20 protein-coding genes and 1 pseudogene are annotated in these 16,799 nt (G+C 36.0%); 1 reads left to right on the top strand and 20 read right to left on the bottom strand.

Annotated features, from left to right (window positions below; all coding sequences use genetic code 11):
- Nucleotides 1–41: 41 nt before the first annotated feature.
- The 19 genes and pseudogenes from ACAN53_RS03085 to ACAN53_RS02995 all read right to left on the bottom strand — a co-directional run bounded on the left by ACAN53_RS03085 (nt 42) and on the right by ACAN53_RS02995 (nt 15,516).
- The gene (locus tag ACAN53_RS03085) at nt 42–470 is read right to left on the bottom strand and encodes a rubrerythrin family protein (protein WP_379966858.1); all 429 of its coding nucleotides are present in this window, start codon (nt 468–470) and stop codon (nt 42–44) included.
- A gap of 306 nt (nt 471–776) precedes the next feature.
- Nucleotides 777–1,379: a response regulator gene (locus ACAN53_RS03080; RefSeq protein ID WP_379966855.1), complete on the bottom strand. Its 603-nt coding sequence runs from the start codon at nt 1,377–1,379 to the stop codon at nt 777–779.
- Nucleotides 1,376–2,512, bottom strand: a complete 1,137-nt coding sequence (locus tag ACAN53_RS03075; RefSeq protein ID WP_379966852.1) for a sensor histidine kinase — start codon at nt 2,510–2,512, stop codon at nt 1,376–1,378. The genes ACAN53_RS03080 and ACAN53_RS03075 overlap by 4 nt, the downstream gene beginning before the upstream one ends.
- A 132-nt stretch (nt 2,513–2,644) precedes the next feature.
- Complete coding sequence (desA, locus tag ACAN53_RS03070) at nt 2,645–3,676, bottom strand: Delta(5) desaturase DesA (RefSeq protein ID WP_379966849.1); 1,032 nt, start codon at nt 3,674–3,676, stop codon at nt 2,645–2,647.
- Between the two features lie 309 nt (nt 3,677–3,985).
- Nucleotides 3,986–4,159 (bottom strand): annotated as a pseudogene (locus ACAN53_RS03065) (cation:proton antiporter regulatory subunit); the annotation flags it as partial.
- Nucleotides 4,160–4,328: 169 nt separating this feature from the next.
- Nucleotides 4,329–5,348, bottom strand: a complete 1,020-nt coding sequence (locus tag ACAN53_RS03060; RefSeq protein WP_379966846.1) for a cytochrome d ubiquinol oxidase subunit II — start codon at nt 5,346–5,348, stop codon at nt 4,329–4,331.
- Between the two features lie 16 nt (nt 5,349–5,364).
- Complete coding sequence (locus ACAN53_RS03055) at nt 5,365–6,711, bottom strand: cytochrome ubiquinol oxidase subunit I (RefSeq protein ID WP_379966843.1); 1,347 nt, start codon at nt 6,709–6,711, stop codon at nt 5,365–5,367.
- Nucleotides 6,712–6,997: 286 nt separating this feature from the next.
- A complete protein-coding gene (locus ACAN53_RS03050; RefSeq protein WP_379966840.1) occupies nt 6,998–7,450 on the bottom strand; it encodes a TlpA disulfide reductase family protein in 453 nt (150 codons plus the stop codon).
- Nucleotides 7,451–7,563: 113 nt separating this feature from the next.
- The gene (locus ACAN53_RS03045; RefSeq protein ID WP_379966837.1) at nt 7,564–8,112 is read right to left on the bottom strand and encodes a peroxiredoxin; all 549 of its coding nucleotides are present in this window, start codon (nt 8,110–8,112) and stop codon (nt 7,564–7,566) included.
- A 191-nt stretch (nt 8,113–8,303) separates the two neighbouring features.
- Complete coding sequence (locus tag ACAN53_RS03040; RefSeq protein WP_379966834.1) at nt 8,304–9,422, bottom strand: N-acetyldiaminopimelate deacetylase; 1,119 nt, start codon at nt 9,420–9,422, stop codon at nt 8,304–8,306.
- A gap of 163 nt (nt 9,423–9,585) precedes the next feature.
- On the bottom strand, nt 9,586–10,302 hold the full coding sequence (dapD, locus tag ACAN53_RS03035) for a 2,3,4,5-tetrahydropyridine-2,6-dicarboxylate N-acetyltransferase (protein ID WP_379966831.1): 717 nt from the start codon (nt 10,300–10,302) through the stop codon (nt 9,586–9,588).
- 85 nt (nt 10,303–10,387) lie between these two features.
- Nucleotides 10,388–11,266, bottom strand: a complete 879-nt coding sequence (locus ACAN53_RS03030) for a LysR family transcriptional regulator (protein ID WP_379966829.1) — start codon at nt 11,264–11,266, stop codon at nt 10,388–10,390.
- 74 nt (nt 11,267–11,340) lie between these two features.
- Complete coding sequence (cbpB, locus tag ACAN53_RS03025; protein ID WP_379966826.1) at nt 11,341–11,784, bottom strand: cyclic-di-AMP-binding protein CbpB; 444 nt, start codon at nt 11,782–11,784, stop codon at nt 11,341–11,343.
- 127 nt (nt 11,785–11,911) lie between these two features.
- Nucleotides 11,912–12,103, bottom strand: a complete 192-nt coding sequence (gene abbA / locus ACAN53_RS03020) for an antirepressor AbbA (RefSeq protein ID WP_379970238.1) — start codon at nt 12,101–12,103, stop codon at nt 11,912–11,914.
- Nucleotides 12,104–12,193: 90 nt separating this feature from the next.
- The gene (locus tag ACAN53_RS03015) at nt 12,194–12,709 is read right to left on the bottom strand and encodes a ribonuclease H-like YkuK family protein (protein WP_379966823.1); all 516 of its coding nucleotides are present in this window, start codon (nt 12,707–12,709) and stop codon (nt 12,194–12,196) included.
- Nucleotides 12,710–12,771: 62 nt separating this feature from the next.
- Nucleotides 12,772–12,918: a hypothetical protein gene (locus tag ACAN53_RS03010; RefSeq protein ID WP_379966820.1), complete on the bottom strand. Its 147-nt coding sequence runs from the start codon at nt 12,916–12,918 to the stop codon at nt 12,772–12,774.
- A 111-nt stretch (nt 12,919–13,029) separates the two neighbouring features.
- Nucleotides 13,030–13,266: a YkuJ family protein gene (locus ACAN53_RS03005; RefSeq protein WP_379966817.1), complete on the bottom strand. Its 237-nt coding sequence runs from the start codon at nt 13,264–13,266 to the stop codon at nt 13,030–13,032.
- 275 nt (nt 13,267–13,541) lie between these two features.
- Entirely contained in the window at nt 13,542–14,030 is a 489-nt protein-coding gene (locus tag ACAN53_RS03000; protein ID WP_379966814.1) for a DUF3993 domain-containing protein, read from the bottom strand.
- A 268-nt stretch (nt 14,031–14,298) separates the two neighbouring features.
- Nucleotides 14,299–15,516 carry an EAL-associated domain-containing protein gene (locus ACAN53_RS02995; RefSeq protein ID WP_379966811.1) on the bottom strand — a complete coding sequence of 406 codons (1,218 nt, stop codon included), beginning with the start codon at nt 15,514–15,516 and terminating at the stop codon, nt 14,299–14,301.
- Between the two features lie 199 nt (nt 15,517–15,715).
- Between ACAN53_RS02995 and ACAN53_RS02990 the strand changes: the two genes are divergently transcribed.
- A complete protein-coding gene (locus ACAN53_RS02990) occupies nt 15,716–15,868 on the top strand; it encodes a hypothetical protein (RefSeq protein ID WP_379966808.1) in 153 nt (50 codons plus the stop codon).
- A gap of 78 nt (nt 15,869–15,946) precedes the next feature.
- On the opposite strand, the gene fadH is transcribed toward ACAN53_RS02990, so the two are convergent.
- The gene (gene fadH / locus ACAN53_RS02985; protein ID WP_379966805.1) at nt 15,947–16,711 is read right to left on the bottom strand and encodes a 2,4-dienoyl-CoA reductase; all 765 of its coding nucleotides are present in this window, start codon (nt 16,709–16,711) and stop codon (nt 15,947–15,949) included.
- Nucleotides 16,712–16,799: the final 88 nt, after the last annotated feature.

Genomic DNA, 16,799 nt, shown 5'->3' with positions numbered 1-16,799 from the left:
TTAGAAAAACCCGATCCCGGAATGAGGGACCGGGTAGAATTTTAGTCTTCTAAAGAATCAAGCAATTTTTGGAAGCGTTTTGCATGCACACGTTCTGCTTTTGCCATTACTTCCATCCATTCGCCAATTTCTGCAAATCCTTCTTCACGAGCTGTTGCAGCGAATCCAGGATACATTTCTGTGTACTCATATGTTTCCCCAGCAATAGCAGATGCAAGCATTTCTTTTACATTTCCTACTGGTAGACCTGTTGCAGGATCTCCTTCACCGTTGTTACGTAATGCATCAAAATGACCAAAAGCATGTTTCGTTTCGCCGTTTGCAATGCTGCGGAATAAACTTGATACCTCTTCAACACCTTCAGTATCAGCTCTTTCAGCAAAATACAAATAGCGACGATTTGCTTGTGATTCCCCAGCAAATCCAGCCTTTAAATTTTCAGCAGTTTTTGTTCCTTTTAAATTAGTCATAATTCAATTCCTCCCTTTCCATCCATTTGTTATGTAAGACAGGTTTTATACCCATCTTCTTGTATTCATCTAACACAGACACAGAAGAAAACTTTATCCCATATAAGTACTTCAATGAGAAAAGTACCAACTCTATAAGGTATGTTAGCCTCTACCATTATTGTAATCCTACCATCCCATTATTTCAAATATATCGATTTGTTTCGCACACTTATATAATACAAATTGTCTAATCAAAATAAAGTATCCCTGAAATGAAATACTTATTTACATTCGTTAGTTTCACTTAGCACGATTCTAATTATTTTAATGTTTAAACCAGCCTTTTTCTTTCGAATGAGTAATGGCCTCTATACGGTTCGTCACACCTAATTTATCCATAATGGTAGATATATAATTTCGGACGGTGCCTATTGTAATACTAAGTGTGCTCGCAATTTCTTTTGTGTTTTTCCCATCAGCCACCAACTCCAAAACATCCATTTCTCGTTCCGTAAGAGGGTTTTCTTCGCTATATACATCGTCCATTAGCTCTGGAGCATATATTCTTCTTCCTATCATAACATTACGAATAGAATTAGCTAACTCATCGCTTGGACTATCCTTTAACAAATAACCACTAACACCCGCCTTTAGTGCACGTTGAAAATAACCCGACCTAGCAAATGTAGTCAAAATAATCACCTTACAGGCTTCTTTCTTTAGTTCCTCCGCAGCCTCAAGCCCGTTCTTTCCAGGCATTTCAATATCCATAATACAAACATCTGGTTCAAATTGATTTACAAGATCTATTGCTTCATCCCCATTACGTGCTTGCCCAACCACTTCCATATCCTCTTCTAAATTAAGTAAGGAACCTAACGCACCTAATAACATTTGTTGGTCCTCAGCAATGACAATGCGAATCATTTGAACTCCTCCCTCTCAGATATCTTCACAACATTCGGAACCTTTATTATTAATATCGTCCCTTTTTCTGCGACAATTTCCAAGCTTCCATTCACGAATTCTAGCCGCTCCCTCATCCCGGTCAATCCACTACCTCTATTAAAACAATCTGATTTCACAAGAGTTATTCCGTCATCACGGACTTTGATAATCGTCTCATTCGAAGTTTGCACTAAAGATATATAACAGTTTTTTGCCTTGCTATGCTTAACAACATTTGTAACTGCTTCTTTTAAACACATACTTAAAATATTTTCTGTTAACAATGATACATTTACTGAAGAAAGATCCTGCTCAAAGACGATGTTAATCTGTGCTGCTTGCAGAATTTGTTTCACGCGAATCATTTCATCTTTCAACCTTAGACCACGCATATTAGCAACCATTTTCCTTACTTCATTTAATGCAGTTCTTGCAGTTTGTTGAACATCTTTCAACTCTGCCCTCGCTTGTTCAGGATTACTGTATACTAACTTCCTAGCTAAATCACTCTTAAGTCCAATAAGCGACAATTTTTGTCCCAATGTATCATGCAAATCACGTGCAATTCGCTGACGTTCCTCCTGTTTTACCAGGTCCGCAATTTTTTTGTTTGCATCTTCTAGCTTCTCTTCTAACTGTCCTCGTTCTTTCCGGTACCGAAGGCTTAATGGAAGCAGTATAACACTAATCAGAATAACAAGAACAAATGGCAATTGCTTTACAATCTGATCTTCATGAAGAATAATACTAAAATTAATTACAATAGCCGTGCTAACTAAATGAATAAAGTATAGCGTCAAAAAGGGTACCTTGTCCTTAATGGTACCTATGAAATAGGCTAGAAAAAAAGCAAAATAAACATAGCTGAACAAGCTGATTGATAATACAGATATGCCGATAAGGATACAAGTCCATACATACACAGCCCATCCTTTAGCAATATATGCAATGCGATATATAAGTAAAAATAAAATAGTAATGACAATACCAAAGACAATTTTAAATGTGGAGGACGACTGTAAAATAAAATAAAAAGGGAGAATAGCCAAAACTGTCCATATATAAGGAGAAATCCCAGTTCTTTTTAATAAATTCCAATATTTTTTTAGCATGTTGCAACCTCATTTAGCATACATAATTATTTTACTTATATTGTAACATAAGGCTATAAAAAAACCCCTCTTATATACTGAAGTATAAAGAGGAGTTATCCATTTGTCTCGCACAGTAGAAGAACAAGTTAATTAAAGCCCGGGTTTTACTCTAGTTGAAATTGTTTTCTTAGATTCTGACTTAATATGATTATAGCCAACAAATTTCTTTTCTTCCTCATCCCACAAATGAAAACGAATAGAACGTATACTTGTAGCAAGCGTAATCGTAGGTACATGCTTTAATAGTTCTGAATTGTTGTGAGCTGCTTCTAGTTTATAATTCGGCACTCTCGGGCTTAAGTGATGGACATGATGATATCCTATGTTACCAGTAATCCATTGCAATAATTTCGGTAACTTATAAAATGAGCTACCCTCTACTGCAGCCTTTATATACTCCCAGTTTTCGTCTTCCTCAAAATAAGAATCCTCAAAGGTATGTTGTACGTAAAACAACCAAATACCAGCAGAACCAGAAATCAGGAAGATGGGACCTTGTACAAGGAGAAAAGCCTTCCAACCAATTGCAAGACAAACCAATCCAACAACTGCTACAATTAATATATTTGTCAAATACAAATTCATACGCTCTTTAAGTCCCGCGTCTCTTCGGTTAAATCGATTCTTTAAAAGAAAAATAAAAATTGGACCAAGCCCAAACATTATGATTGGATTTCGATAAATTCGATAAGAGATCTTGCGCCAAAATGACGCTTCTCTATATTCATCCACCGTAAGAACCCAAATGTCACCTGTTCCCCGCTTATCCAAATTACTACTTGTCGCATGATGAACGGAATGATCATGTGCCCACTGCTCATAGGGAAATGCAGTTAATACACCTGTAATGGTTCCAAGTATTTTATTTGCAAGTCTGTTCTTAAAAAAGGAATGGTGACAGCAGTCATGGAAAATGATGAAAATCCGTACTAAAAAACCTGCCGCAAGAGTAGCAACTATCAATGTCAAAAAGTATGATAATGACAGACACTGATAGGCGAGGTACCATAGTAGAAAAAACGGTACAATCGTATTTAGAATTTGCACTACGCTTGCCTTTGTTGTTGACTTTTCAAAAGGAGCCACTTGTTTTCTTATATTCATTGAATTATTTAGGGTCATTTAATCCATTTTCCCTTCTGTACTATTGTTAAGGTAAATTATAAAGAAAAGAAATCGATCATTACAGTAGCAGGTGTCATATAGGAAGTATGATAAATATCATGTACTATACATCTCGCTAGGACCTATATCGATTTCTACTTGTTTATCCTGTCCCTGTAGTCCCTTCGGCTATACGGATATTTTAAAAATTCTACTTTTTTCTTATAAATTCAAAATCACAATATACAGAGGCTAAATATTAACAATGACGCCATAAAAAAAGAAGGTATAACTACCTCCTTTTTGATAACCAAATGATACAATTATTTACTTTACTAAATAATCTTCAAACCGATCTACTTCTTTATCCCCACCAATTACAATTAAAATATCACCTTCACGAATTTCGTCGGTTGCTCTTAGTGAAACCATTACATTGGTATGCCGTTTAATTGCTACAATATTTAAGCCAAACTTTACTCGAGTATCAAGTTTTTGCAGTATTACCTCGAACAATAACGTTATTGTATTTGATTATATTGAGACTCCCACCCCTAAAGGAGGTGGCTATCGCGCCATAATAGGCTTTCACGTTCGGAAAATCTGTAAGATTACCACGAGCTTTCTATGTACGAAGAATATATATCCAATTTTAGAAAATAACGTCTGATTATTTCATGTTTTTCACATGCTTTGCATCGAATAGAAAAAGACGAAGTACTAACACAATGGAAGTAATGAACAAAAGAAGGCCTAATACAAATGCAATAACTAATGCCTTACTCATTAATTCGTTTGTTACTCCCGAATGAATTGTTATATACGGATACAATATGTACGGTAAATGTCCAGCACCATACCCAAAAAACGCAAAAAAGTATTGAAACATAACAAAGATAAAAGCAAGTCCAAATCGACTACGATGGTATAAAAAGTGCGTTGCCCCTAAAAAACAAACGAACGAAAGAGCAAATGTCCATACAATGCTTGGTTCTATCATATGCTGAAAATGATCAAAATTATGAGTTCGCATAGACCAAAAAACGATTACACTAGCTACTATAGATGGAACTGACCAAAATAAGGCAAACTTACGCAATACATCTACCGATTCTTCTTCTCCTGCTCGGCTTGCGTAGTAAGTTAAAAAAGAAGCACTAATATAAAGAACAGATACAACCGCCAAAAAGGCGAAACCCCATGAAAGAAAGCTTGTGGCTAACTTATCCGCTAGAAACATTACTGTATTCCCTTGTTTATCTAAATATCCTCCTTCAGAAGTAGTTAATGCAGTAGTTAAAACCGGTGGTATCAGCAAACCCGTTAAAACGTATAGAAGCATATAAAAACGATTTTTTTTAAACTTTCCATTGCCAAATATATAGAATGAACTACGTAAAGTTAACAAGATGAGCGCTATGCTTCCAGGAAATAAAAGAGCTGTTCCATAGTAGTATGCAACATCAGGAAAAAATCCGATCATACCTACATAGAAACAAACCAAAAATACATTGGCTACTTCCCATATTGGCGACAAATAACGATTGATTAACATGCTCATTTTCGAATCCTTTTTTCTCCACTTTGCATAATAGACATAAAAGCCAGCACCAAAATCAATAGATGCAATAAGGATATACGCATACAAAAATAGCCATAAAACCGTAATACCTATAATAGGTAAACTCATTGTGAATCTCTCCTATCTAAATTACTTCATATTCAATACTCTTTTCCCGATCCAATTCAGCTGGACTTGTATGAAACATCTTCATCAGGACATATATAGAAATAGCAGCCAAAAATACATAGAGAATACTAAAGAACACGAAAATCTGATTCATTTGAATAGACGGCGCAGTTGTCACAGCCTCACTCACCTTCATATATCCTCTCAACATCCACGGTTGTCTACCCATCTCTGAAAAAAACCAGCCCATTTCAGTCGTTACAAGGGCTAACGGACCTGCCAAGAGAATTCCTCGTAAAAGATAGTGATTCATCACCCCTTGATACTTATATTTCAATATGATTACATACAAAAATGAAATGAGAACTATGAACATAGTAAATACTATTTTTATATCAAATATATAATGTAGATAAAGAGGTGGTCTTACGTCATCCTTTGTTTCATTTAATCCTTGCACCTCTGATTGAGCATGATAAAACAATAAATAACTTAAAGCACCTGGGATCCGAATTTCATATGTAATTTTCTCCGTTTTCTTATCTAATACTCCAAACAGAATTAAATCGGCTTCCTTTTCCGTTTCAAAATGCCACTGCCCAGCAGCTAGTTTTTCCGGTTGATACTTCGCCAAAAACTTAGTTGATAAGTCTCCTGCAGCTGCAGAACTTATACTAAATAAAAAAGCCGAAGTCATAGTAAGCTTTAAAGCCTTTTGATAATAAACATTCTTTCTACCACCTAGCATCATAGCCGCCGTAATCGATGCTAAAATAAGAGCTGATGTCAAATACGACGTAACGATAACATGAAATGTTTTCGTTGGCATAGCTGGGTTAACCATTGCTACAAGTGGCTGCAAGTCAACCATTTTCCCATCGACAAGGCGAAACCCCTGCGGTGTATTCATGAATGCATTTATCGTTGTAATAAAGAAAGCCGCTAAACTTGAACTTATAATGATAGAAATAGATAGGAACCAATGGAACATTGGTTTTTTATATCGATCCCATGTATATAAATAAATGCCTAATAGAATACTCTCAAAGAAAAACGCTATCACCTCTAAAAATAAAGGAAGCCCAATCGCTTGGTCTACTATCTGCATAAAGCTTGGCCATAGCAAAGATAATTGTAACCCGAGACACATCCCTGTTACAATACTAACCGTTACAATTACTGCAAAGCCACGAGTCCATCGCCTTGCTAAAAGAATATAATGAGGATCCTTCCTTTTTATTCCCATCCATTCTGCAAACGAAATCATAACTGGAACTCCTACACCTAAAGTTGCAAAAATAATATGAAAGGAAAGCGTAAGTGCGGTAAGAGCTCTCGCTACTGTTATACTATCAAAATTCATGGTTATACCTCCTGCCATTTTTCCACACATGAATTTTTTATTGTACTATAAGTATAGTGTAAACTCTGATTAGAAAAATCCCCATTCAATATTTGACGATTATCTAACTAAAATTATACAATCACGTGACATCACTTCATGCTTCCTTTTAAACTGGACAATAACGATACTTATAACGAAAAAAGAGGGGATAGATTAACACATCCCCTCTTACACAAATACTAGGTTACTTCTAAAGGAAAGGCCGTAAATCCCTTACTTTAGTAGTGTTTTCACGTCATACAAATTATTCTTGTTCTGCTTCTTCTAGAACACGATTAACCCGTTTTGTTAACATTTTCATTCCACTTCCGCCTGCTTGAAAATGGCGAAGTACACCACTTTTATCAAAGACATAATAGGCTGGAACGTATTGATTCTGGAATTCATCTGTAATTTTATGTTCATTATCAACTAAGATAGGTTGTGTGATACCATGCTCAGCAGCAACCTTCTTTACATCTTCCACATCTAGGTCGTTTTCAGAACGAGGCATATGCACAGATACAACGTTTAACTTATCTTTATATTGATCTCTAAATTCATTCACACTAGGCATTGCTTCCTTGCATAAATGGCAACTAATCGACCAGAAATGGATTAATGTTGGCTTATCGCCAATCAATTCATCACGTTTTACTTCTCCATTCAACATAGCCGTCTCCCCAACTAAAGTAGGCATTTCATCGCGTAATTTCAAGAACAATTCTCCTTTCAAAATATACTAGGGATTCTTTTGAACACAATTACTTTGTATACAAGAAAAGGTCTAACCCTAAAGTTAGACCTTTCGAAAGAACTTTGCTCTTAGCTTTAGACTTTTAATGTAGCTTGTCCTGGCTTCCAGTTGGCAGGGCAAAGTCCGCCGGTTTGAAGAGCTTGAAGAACGCGAATAACTTCATCAACTTCACGTCCAATGTTATTGTGATGTACTACTTGATATACTAGTTCACCTTCCGGATTGATAATGAATAATCCACGAAGTGCGATTCCTTCCTCTTCGATTAAAACACCATACTCACGAGCAACTGATTGATTATGATCAGCAGCTAAAGGATAGTTCAATTGACCAATTCCATTATCTTTTACATCTGTATTAATCCAAGCTAAATGCGTATGGATTGTGTCAGTTGATGCCCCAATTACTTCAGCATCAAGATCTTCGAATTCATCATAACGCTCAGAAATTGCGATAATTTCAGTTGGACATACGAAAGTGAAATCCATTGGATAAAAGAAAAGTACGGTCCATTTCCCAGCCTTCATATTTTCTTCTAGGCTTACTTTTCCAAATTGCTTATTGGGCAATACAGCTTCCATTTCAAAACGTGGTGCTTGCTTTGCTACTAAACGTTCTGCCATATGTATCAACCTCCATTTTTTATTTACATGCATATTATATATGAAGAAATATATTGGAGTCAATATTATTTAATAATTATTATAAAATAAGAAAATCTTCCATTTTACTTCTCCATTATAAAGTATTGCGCTAGCGCTATACAAATTATGCATATGGTTGCATGTTATATTTAAAAACAGATAGCAAATTGCTATCTGTTTCCCTTAAACTGCAAATATCGTGTTAATACAGCTACTGCTTTTGGAATAGCTTCTTCGCTCGGACGAAGCTTACTGTGATGGAGTCCATACTCCGATTGTACCCCTAGCCAAAACATGAATCCTGGTATTTCTTGTAGCATATACCCGAAGTCTTCCCCAGTCATGGATGCATTACAATTGACTATACTACTATCCTCTAATTGATTTGCAAATTTCATAAACTCTTCCGTTAACTCTTTGTTGTTATTCACCTGATAATAATTAGCTCCGTAGTCAATAACAGCCTCACATTCAAATGCAGTCTCTATACCTTTTATAATGGCCTCTAATCTTTTCTTTACTTGCTTCATAGATGTTGATGATAACGTGCGCATTGTTCCTTCTAGTCGTGCTGTTTCTGCAATGCTATTTTGTACCATCCCACCAGTTATTTTTCCAATCGTAACTACTGCTGAATCAAGGGGATCGATGTTTCGGCTAACGATGGATTGCATTTGTGTCACGAGGTGGCTAGCAGCGACAACCATATCATTCGCTTTATGAGGATATGCTGCATGCCCTCCCTTTCCTTTTAAATCAATAAATAACTCAGATGTATTGGCAAAAAGTAACCCCTGACGAGTGGCAATCGTACCAACTGGATATTCTGGTGCAATATGAAGTGCTATTATCATATCCGGTTTCCACATTTGAAATGGTTCACTGGTGATCATCGGTTTTGCTCCACCTGGTCCTTCTTCGGCAGGTTGGAAAACAAATAACACATCATCATCAATAGGAGAATGAACAAGCTCATCTAGTAATCCTAAGGCAATCGTCATATGAAAATCATGCCCACATGCATGCATATAGCCTTCATGGGTCGACTGAAATGAATAGCCAGTTTCTTCTGTAATGGGAAGACCATCTATATCCGTACGGTAGCCAATTATTTTTTCAGGATTACGACCGTGTACTTTTACAAGAATTCCCGTTTTCCATAATTCAACCTCTATACGTTCTTTCGGAAGTTTATTTATAAACCCAAGCAAATACTGTTGTGTTTTATATTCTCGAAATCCTAGCTCAGGTATTTGGTGTAAATCTCTACGAATTGTAATTAGATTCATTGTATCCGCCGTCCTTTTTAAACATTTATCATAACAAATGAAAAATAGACCGTCACTGATCTTACATTACTGGACAAGATACGATGAACGGTCTATTTTACATAAACATTCTCGTCATTTTCTCGCCTGCGGCAATAAATGATGAAGAATACTACTATTTTCTTTATTGTTCAGGATTAAGCTGACGAAGCTCTTGCTTAATTTCTATTTTTGATTTTGTTTTTTCATCGATTTGTTTAATAACGCGGGCTGGAACACCAGCGACTACAGTATTAGCTGGTACATCCTCTGTCACAATCGCACCAGCAGCTACAACAGCACCGTTTCCTACAGTAACACCTTCTAGTACAACTGCATTAGCTCCGATTAGTACACCATCGCCCACGATGACAGGCTGAGCGGAAGGTGGTTCAACGACACCAGCAAGCACGGCTCCTGCTCCTATATGCGAGTTTTTCCCAACGGTTGCACGACCGCCGAGTACGGCATTCATATCGATCATTGTTCCTTCTCCAATGACAGCGCCAATATTAATTACAGCTCCCATCATAATGACAGCATTATCACCAATCTCAACTTGATCACGGATAATAGAACCTGGCTCTATGCGTGCTTTGATACCTTTTGTATCTAATAATGGAAGTGCAGAATTGCGACGATCGTTTTCTACAACATAATCTGTAATAGACTCACTTTCAAGCACTGCTTTGATCTCATCCCATTCTCCAAACAAGACACCTGCTTTTTTTGATACGAAAGCTTGTACATCTTTTGGAAAGGTAACATCCTTCAATTGCCCTTTTATGTATACTTTAACCGGTGTTTTTTTCGTGCTATTTTGTATAAAAGAAATAATTTCGTTTGCATCCATAGTTTTCATTTCGTTGTCTCCTCCTAATTAGCTGATACTGATACTCTATCAAAGTGAATGATAATCGGCAAGAACCGTACACCTTTTTTTTTAATTAATATGCATTTGTATCCGAAAATCGCTTAACAAGATCGATAAATGCTTCTACTTGCTTTAATTCTAGCGCGGCATCCTTCACGAGAAGCCACGTTTCTCGTGTAAGACTTTTTCCATCTACCGAAAGAGGAAGTTTAAAAATATCTTCGTTCACTCCCTTTAGTACCGTTTGAGGTAAAATAGCATAACCAATTCCATGTAGAACAAGCTGTTTACACGTTTCAATTTGGTCAACAATGATCGTTCGTTTAGGTGGGTACGAAAATTTCGCATACCACCAGCTCTGAATTTGAGAATAATAAGTAGAGTCGCTTTTAAACTGAATAAACGGCTTGCTCGTATCTTTCAGTAAGTTTTCATCTGAGATTTCGGTATCTACCAGATACATCTCATCCGTTAATACATGCCATTTTTTCCCTAAATAATCCTGTGAACCTCGCAAAATAGCAACATGCACATCTCCATCATAAAAATGTTTTTGTACATCACTACTCCAACCTGTAAATAAGGATATTTGCACGAGAGGGTATTTTTCTACAAACATTTTCAAAATACGAGGCAGCCAATATTGCCCAATAATGGACGCTACAGCTATTTTGAGTGTGCCGTGGGTTTTTGCGTGTAAGGAGGTTAATTCATTTTTAATATCTTCTTCCTTTTGCAAAATATCCTGTGCATAAGCCGTTATTTTTTCTCCTTCAGGTGTAATGGTTAACCCTTTCTGAGAACGAACAAAGAATCGCATTCCCCAATGCTTTTCCATTGATTGTAAACGCTGACTTAAGGCTGGCTGAGATACAAACAGTAGTTCCGCTGCCTTTCTCATATTCAGCTCTTGAGCTAAAATAACGATCATCCGAAAATCATCGAGTTGCAAAACGATTCCTCCTAAATCAGTAAATAGATGTTACCTATATTCAATCATTTGGTTATTTTCTTTATCATTTCTTATTACTTATTATATCGACGAATTTTTTTATTTAAAAGCTTAAGTATTGATCTTCTTGTTACGATACCTTCAAATAATCCTTCCCCGCTTTCAACACAAACGAAAGGATGATTAATAGTTGCTTCTAATCCGGTTGCAAATGTTTCGTCTAGATGTAATTTAGGAATATCTGTATTCATTACTTCTTCCACTTTCATATTCTCAAGTTTTTCAAATTCTATTCGCTCTAAACCTAATATCCGATCTAAAATCATAGATGTACTAATTAGCCCATGCAACTTATACGTTGTATCTAATACAGGTATAGCTGAGTAACCTGATTTGACAAGCACAAGCAAGGCATGCTGTAAGCTATTTGTTACTTGTACATGAGCCACCTTCTCAGCAGATATGACTAAATCTTTTACAAATATTTGTTTAAACTCCTCGGTTGGTAAACTAATCATTGCTACACTCTCCTTTCTCCAACTCTACATTATATCTATATGATAGCGTTTTCAAAATAATCCCTTATCAATACGATTGTATCACATCATTAAAAAAAATGACTACCGGTCATGGTAGTCATTATCATCATTCAGCATCTTTCAGCCTATCAAATAGTGTAGTTACTTTTCTGTAATGAGTCATATCTGTAGGTTTTAGGCCGCTTTCCATATCTGCTAATTCACAAGCTAACAGCTCAGTTGCATAGTTTTGTTGAAACAACACATGGAGCAATAGAGTTTGTTCCTCTTCGGTTAAGTATACATATTGTTTATTCATTATACTCATGCTCTCCCCCTACTTATTAGAATCTATTTCCTATTATATAGAAGTTTAGCCAAATTTAATAGAACGAAAATTTTTAATTTTCTATTTTGTATATCGGTTTGCATAGCTAAATGCTGTATAGGAATCAGGTTTGATTCTTGGAGTAAGTCCCATTGAGGTGATACGAGCCGTCATGTCCATAATAAATTCCCTTGTCAAGCCATCGTGACCAATATCTAAATGGATTTCCATTGATAAGGTCCCTCCTTCCTGCCGGTAGGGATAAATGACTTCAATTAGCTTCGCAAAATGGACAGGAGTAAATAAATATGCCGTTTGTTGACTATAATATGTTTCCAACTGAATTTTTTCACGCAAGCTTTCTACTTTTCTATGTAATACGCGGGATTGTAGGCATCCCCAGGCTCCTTTTCCGACACGATGAAGATGGATGGCAGTTATAAACCGAGTTTCGAATTGATGCACTTGTGAGTCCGTTCCAATTGAAAGACGATATGTATTTGCTGGATTGACAGTAATAAATTCGTAAATTCGTTCAAATACCATTTCAAAGTCCATATTCCGCTCGGATAAATTATAAAATCGAGATTCTCCCATATCATCACGTCCTTTAAAAGACTGATTTCCTTTCATTGTATGGGAAAAATAAAACTTCTATGTTAAAAACCTTTACTCGTTTCAATATTTCGAATGATAAGACGACAGAACGGGCAAGTAAATATGACATTTTGATTGGACTGTGCAACTAATACTCGATCTAGTTTTTCTTTTTTTTCACAATTCGGGCAAATGACAGTTGGTATCAAATTATGTTCCTCCCAGTTTAGAAAATTAGAATTATTCCTATCATTTCCTTAACTACATACAAACTATACAAAAAAGCAGCATCTAAAAAGATGCTGCATTTCTATGTATGACTAGGAGATCATATCGTAAATTTCGATGGCCACCATGTCTATGTTGTCGAACTGATATATTTGTGGCTTTTCACCAGGTTCGTACACTTCTAATTCATACGTATCACTTTTATCAAAATATTTAACACTGCATTTTCGTTCCCCGTTTACTTCGAAATAACGTTGTGCAACTTCACCGTTTTCACCTTGTTCTTTCAAACTAACGAGACGAGATAATATTCCTTGAAGTAGAGACATATAATCTCCCCTTTCTCTTATATTCCTACGAATAGCTTCTGCAACAGTCGACATTCTATCCGTTCAGAACTGAAAAAATGCCTCAGTCTTTAGGATACAGTTATCAGCGAAGAAACTCAATAAATTTGTCGAAAAAAGTTACAAAATGAATCATCCACACAATATTACAACAATTTCAATTATAAAAAGAACTGAATACGAAGCAAATCTATTTGTTTCCCACATCATACTCAGTTAAACAAGACCGCTACGCATACGTAGCGGTCTTGTTTTCCCTATTCTTGGCCGAAACGACGTATATCTATAGGTAGCGTTTCATTCTCCGTATAAGAAGCCATTTTCCATATGCCCTTTTCTTTTTGCATAACTACAATTTGATAAACCGGAGACTGGCGATTGCTACGTTCATATATATATACCAACTGATGTTCTTTATCAAACGTAATTAATGTATTCGATGTAAAGGTAAAGGGCGGAACCTTTGTTAAAAGATGAGCACCAGATGATTTAGAACGACTATGATTTTCATCGGTAAATACTTGAAGAAAGTTATCTGTAATGTATGGTGATAAGATATCATACATTTTTTCTACAGAATAGTGCTGATCACGAATCGAATATTGTGCTTCATATCCTTTGCGAATCGTTTGAAATATCTCCTCTCGGTTTATCTTTTCATCATTACCAATTGCAGTAGCCATACTTTGACTAATAATGTATACGAGAAGCAAGAAAAAACCAAGCCATATCCCGTATTTTTTCATTCTTCCCCTCCTATCCCCTTGTCCTATATTCATTGTAGCAATCCTTATTCCTAAATGGATGTACATTCGTTCGCAAAATCCTTACAGATATAGACAACAGAATAAGCATTTTTTGCTGATACCTATCACTATTTCCACTTTTATCTGGAGATAAACAAAAAAAATAGATCATCATACAGATTCATGCCTTCTGAGACGATCTATTTCATCTATTCTGTTATACATTCTTGCAATCACTACAAGCTATCTTACAAACAAGCTTATATAACTAAAATAACGCATCCTGTTCAAATAAATAATCATAGGTTAAATCAAGAAATAAATATTGATTATTTTCAATGGGAAAACTAAAGGTGCGAATCATTTGTCCTGTTTCAATGTCAGCATACAAATCTGACAACCGTCCTTTTTTCTCATAGCGCATCGTCATAATATTAGCTAAAAAATACGGACGCCAGCTCCAGTTTTTCAAAACATATTCCGGATGCAAATTCCATTTCCCATTCTCTTTTATAATATTACCAGATTGCTGAAACCCATCTTCATCACACACATACAAACGAAAACTACTATCAGTCACTTCTTCACAAATGTCAAGAAGCCATTTATCCGTATTTCCTATATTTTTATGCTTAGCAATAATTCCTTCTGTTTTTACACATAATTGTTCTGTTAGAATATACAAACGCTCTAGCTTTCGCTTCTCATGAGAAATAAATTCATGGCACTCTTCTCGTAAACGATTTTTTAGCAAATCAGCCGGTAAAAAATGAGGAAGAAAATCTTTTAAATAATCTCCCTGATAATATCTACCTCCGTTACGCCACGCATATTGTAACTGATAAAACGCATCTATATCCTCATATAAAAGCGTTGCACCGATGCGTCGTGCAAGCAATGAAATTGAATAGAGAATATCTTGATACATCTGTAAATTTGCAGTATGCCGTAAGTTAGTCACATCAATTTTAAGAATATCAGGATTTAGTACGCTAATTCGTTCTAAATTACTCATACCAAGCCCAATTTTATTAATAGCTATACGTATACCATATGTACGATAATAGACAAGTCGATGGTTGAGTTGGTCTATATCATCCTTAAATTCATGCTCAGTAATTTCTAATACAATATTTTGCAATTTTACACCCTTCTTTTCATACTTATGCAAAATATCTAAGAAACTTTCGTCCTCGTCATTCATAAGAAGCGTTGCATTCCGATGCACAAATAATAAAAAGGATTGATTGGATTGTAAATATTGCCCGAGCGCCTTTTCTAATACTACGTTATCCACTTCTATTCGATATTCATCCGGAATCATATCATCTTTAAAGAAAGGTCCGAGACTTTGCAAACCTTGTTCTGTCTCCATCCGCCCAACCACCTCATAGCCAATGATCATATGCTCATCCGCACTGAAAATAGCCTGATAGTAAGGAAGAACCCGGTCTAGGTTTGCAATTACATCTAAAGCATCCACCAAAATACTCTCCCCCTTTATTTGCAAAGATTATATCATGATGATGAGATAAAAGTGTACTTTAGAATTAAATTTTCTTACAGTTTTTCTATCGATGAGAACATATGCGTTTCCATATTATTTAAAGAGATAGGTAAACACACATTTTCTTCATTTAGACATATACATAAAATAGTATGTAGAGTAAGGGGGATTTAAATGAATGAATGATAGCATTGAAAATGCAAAAGAAGTATTTGTCGGGAGACTTTTTACATTAGGCGGGTCAATTTTATTTTTAATAGGTAGTATGATTGCAGCAGATGCGGGTTACAAAGAACTTGTTCGAATTACAATGGATGAAGAAAAAAATTGAAGTAAAACTAGAATGTCTCAAAATAACATGTATCCCCTTTTGAGACATCCTAGTATGAAATGGATTTATTGTATTCAATTAAAAGGGATGCTGATGCAAATGTTGTCCGCCATCAATCGTAACACATGCACCATTAACGTAAGCGGATTCATTAGAAAGTAAATAAAATGCTAGACCTGCTACTTCCTCAGGTGTTCCCAGACGACCTAATGGAACGCTATCAATTGTTTGCTTCGCTGCTTCTTCTGATACCCATAGTCGTTTAGCCCCTCCTGTACGCTCGATAGGTCCCGGAGCAATCGCATTTACTCGTATGCCATATGCTCTTCCCCACTCTACTGCCAGGGTTCTTGTCATAGCTAGTACACCTGCTTTAGCTGCAGCAGAATGAATGACACCCGGCCCAGCATCCCATGCATAGGTTGCCACCATGTTAATGATGCTACCGCGAATTTTATTTTCAATCCAATACTTTCCTACAGCACGGCTACAATAAAAACTCCCATTTAAAACAATATTAATCACAGCATTCCAGCCATTTACAGACAAGTCTTCAGCACGGCAAATGAAATTTCCTGCTGCGTTATTTACTAAGTAATCAATCGTCCCAAAATACTGCACCGTTTGCTCCACCATAGCATCGACCTCATCTGGATTTCGAACATCCATCACAACTAGTAATGGTTCCAATCCAATTTCCATAATTTCTCGTTTTGTTACTTCTAATGTTTCATAAGTGCGTCCTGTAATAACAACATGAGCTCCTTCCTTAGCAAAACGTAAAGCCATTGCCTTCCCCATACCACTAGAGCCACCCGTAATAATAGCAACTTTACCTTTCATCCTTATCCCCTCCATAAAAAAAATGAATGATAATTCATTTTACCATTATTATCCATTAATTCATATATTTTCTTCTCAGATATCTTAT

Origin of the sequence: Ectobacillus soli (assembly GCF_042610425.1) — a bacterium.
Classification (GTDB): domain Bacteria; phylum Bacillota; class Bacilli; order Bacillales; family Bacillaceae_G; genus Ectobacillus.
Note: the sequence above shows the minus strand (reverse complement) of the source record. Positions and strands in the feature narration are given on the sequence as shown.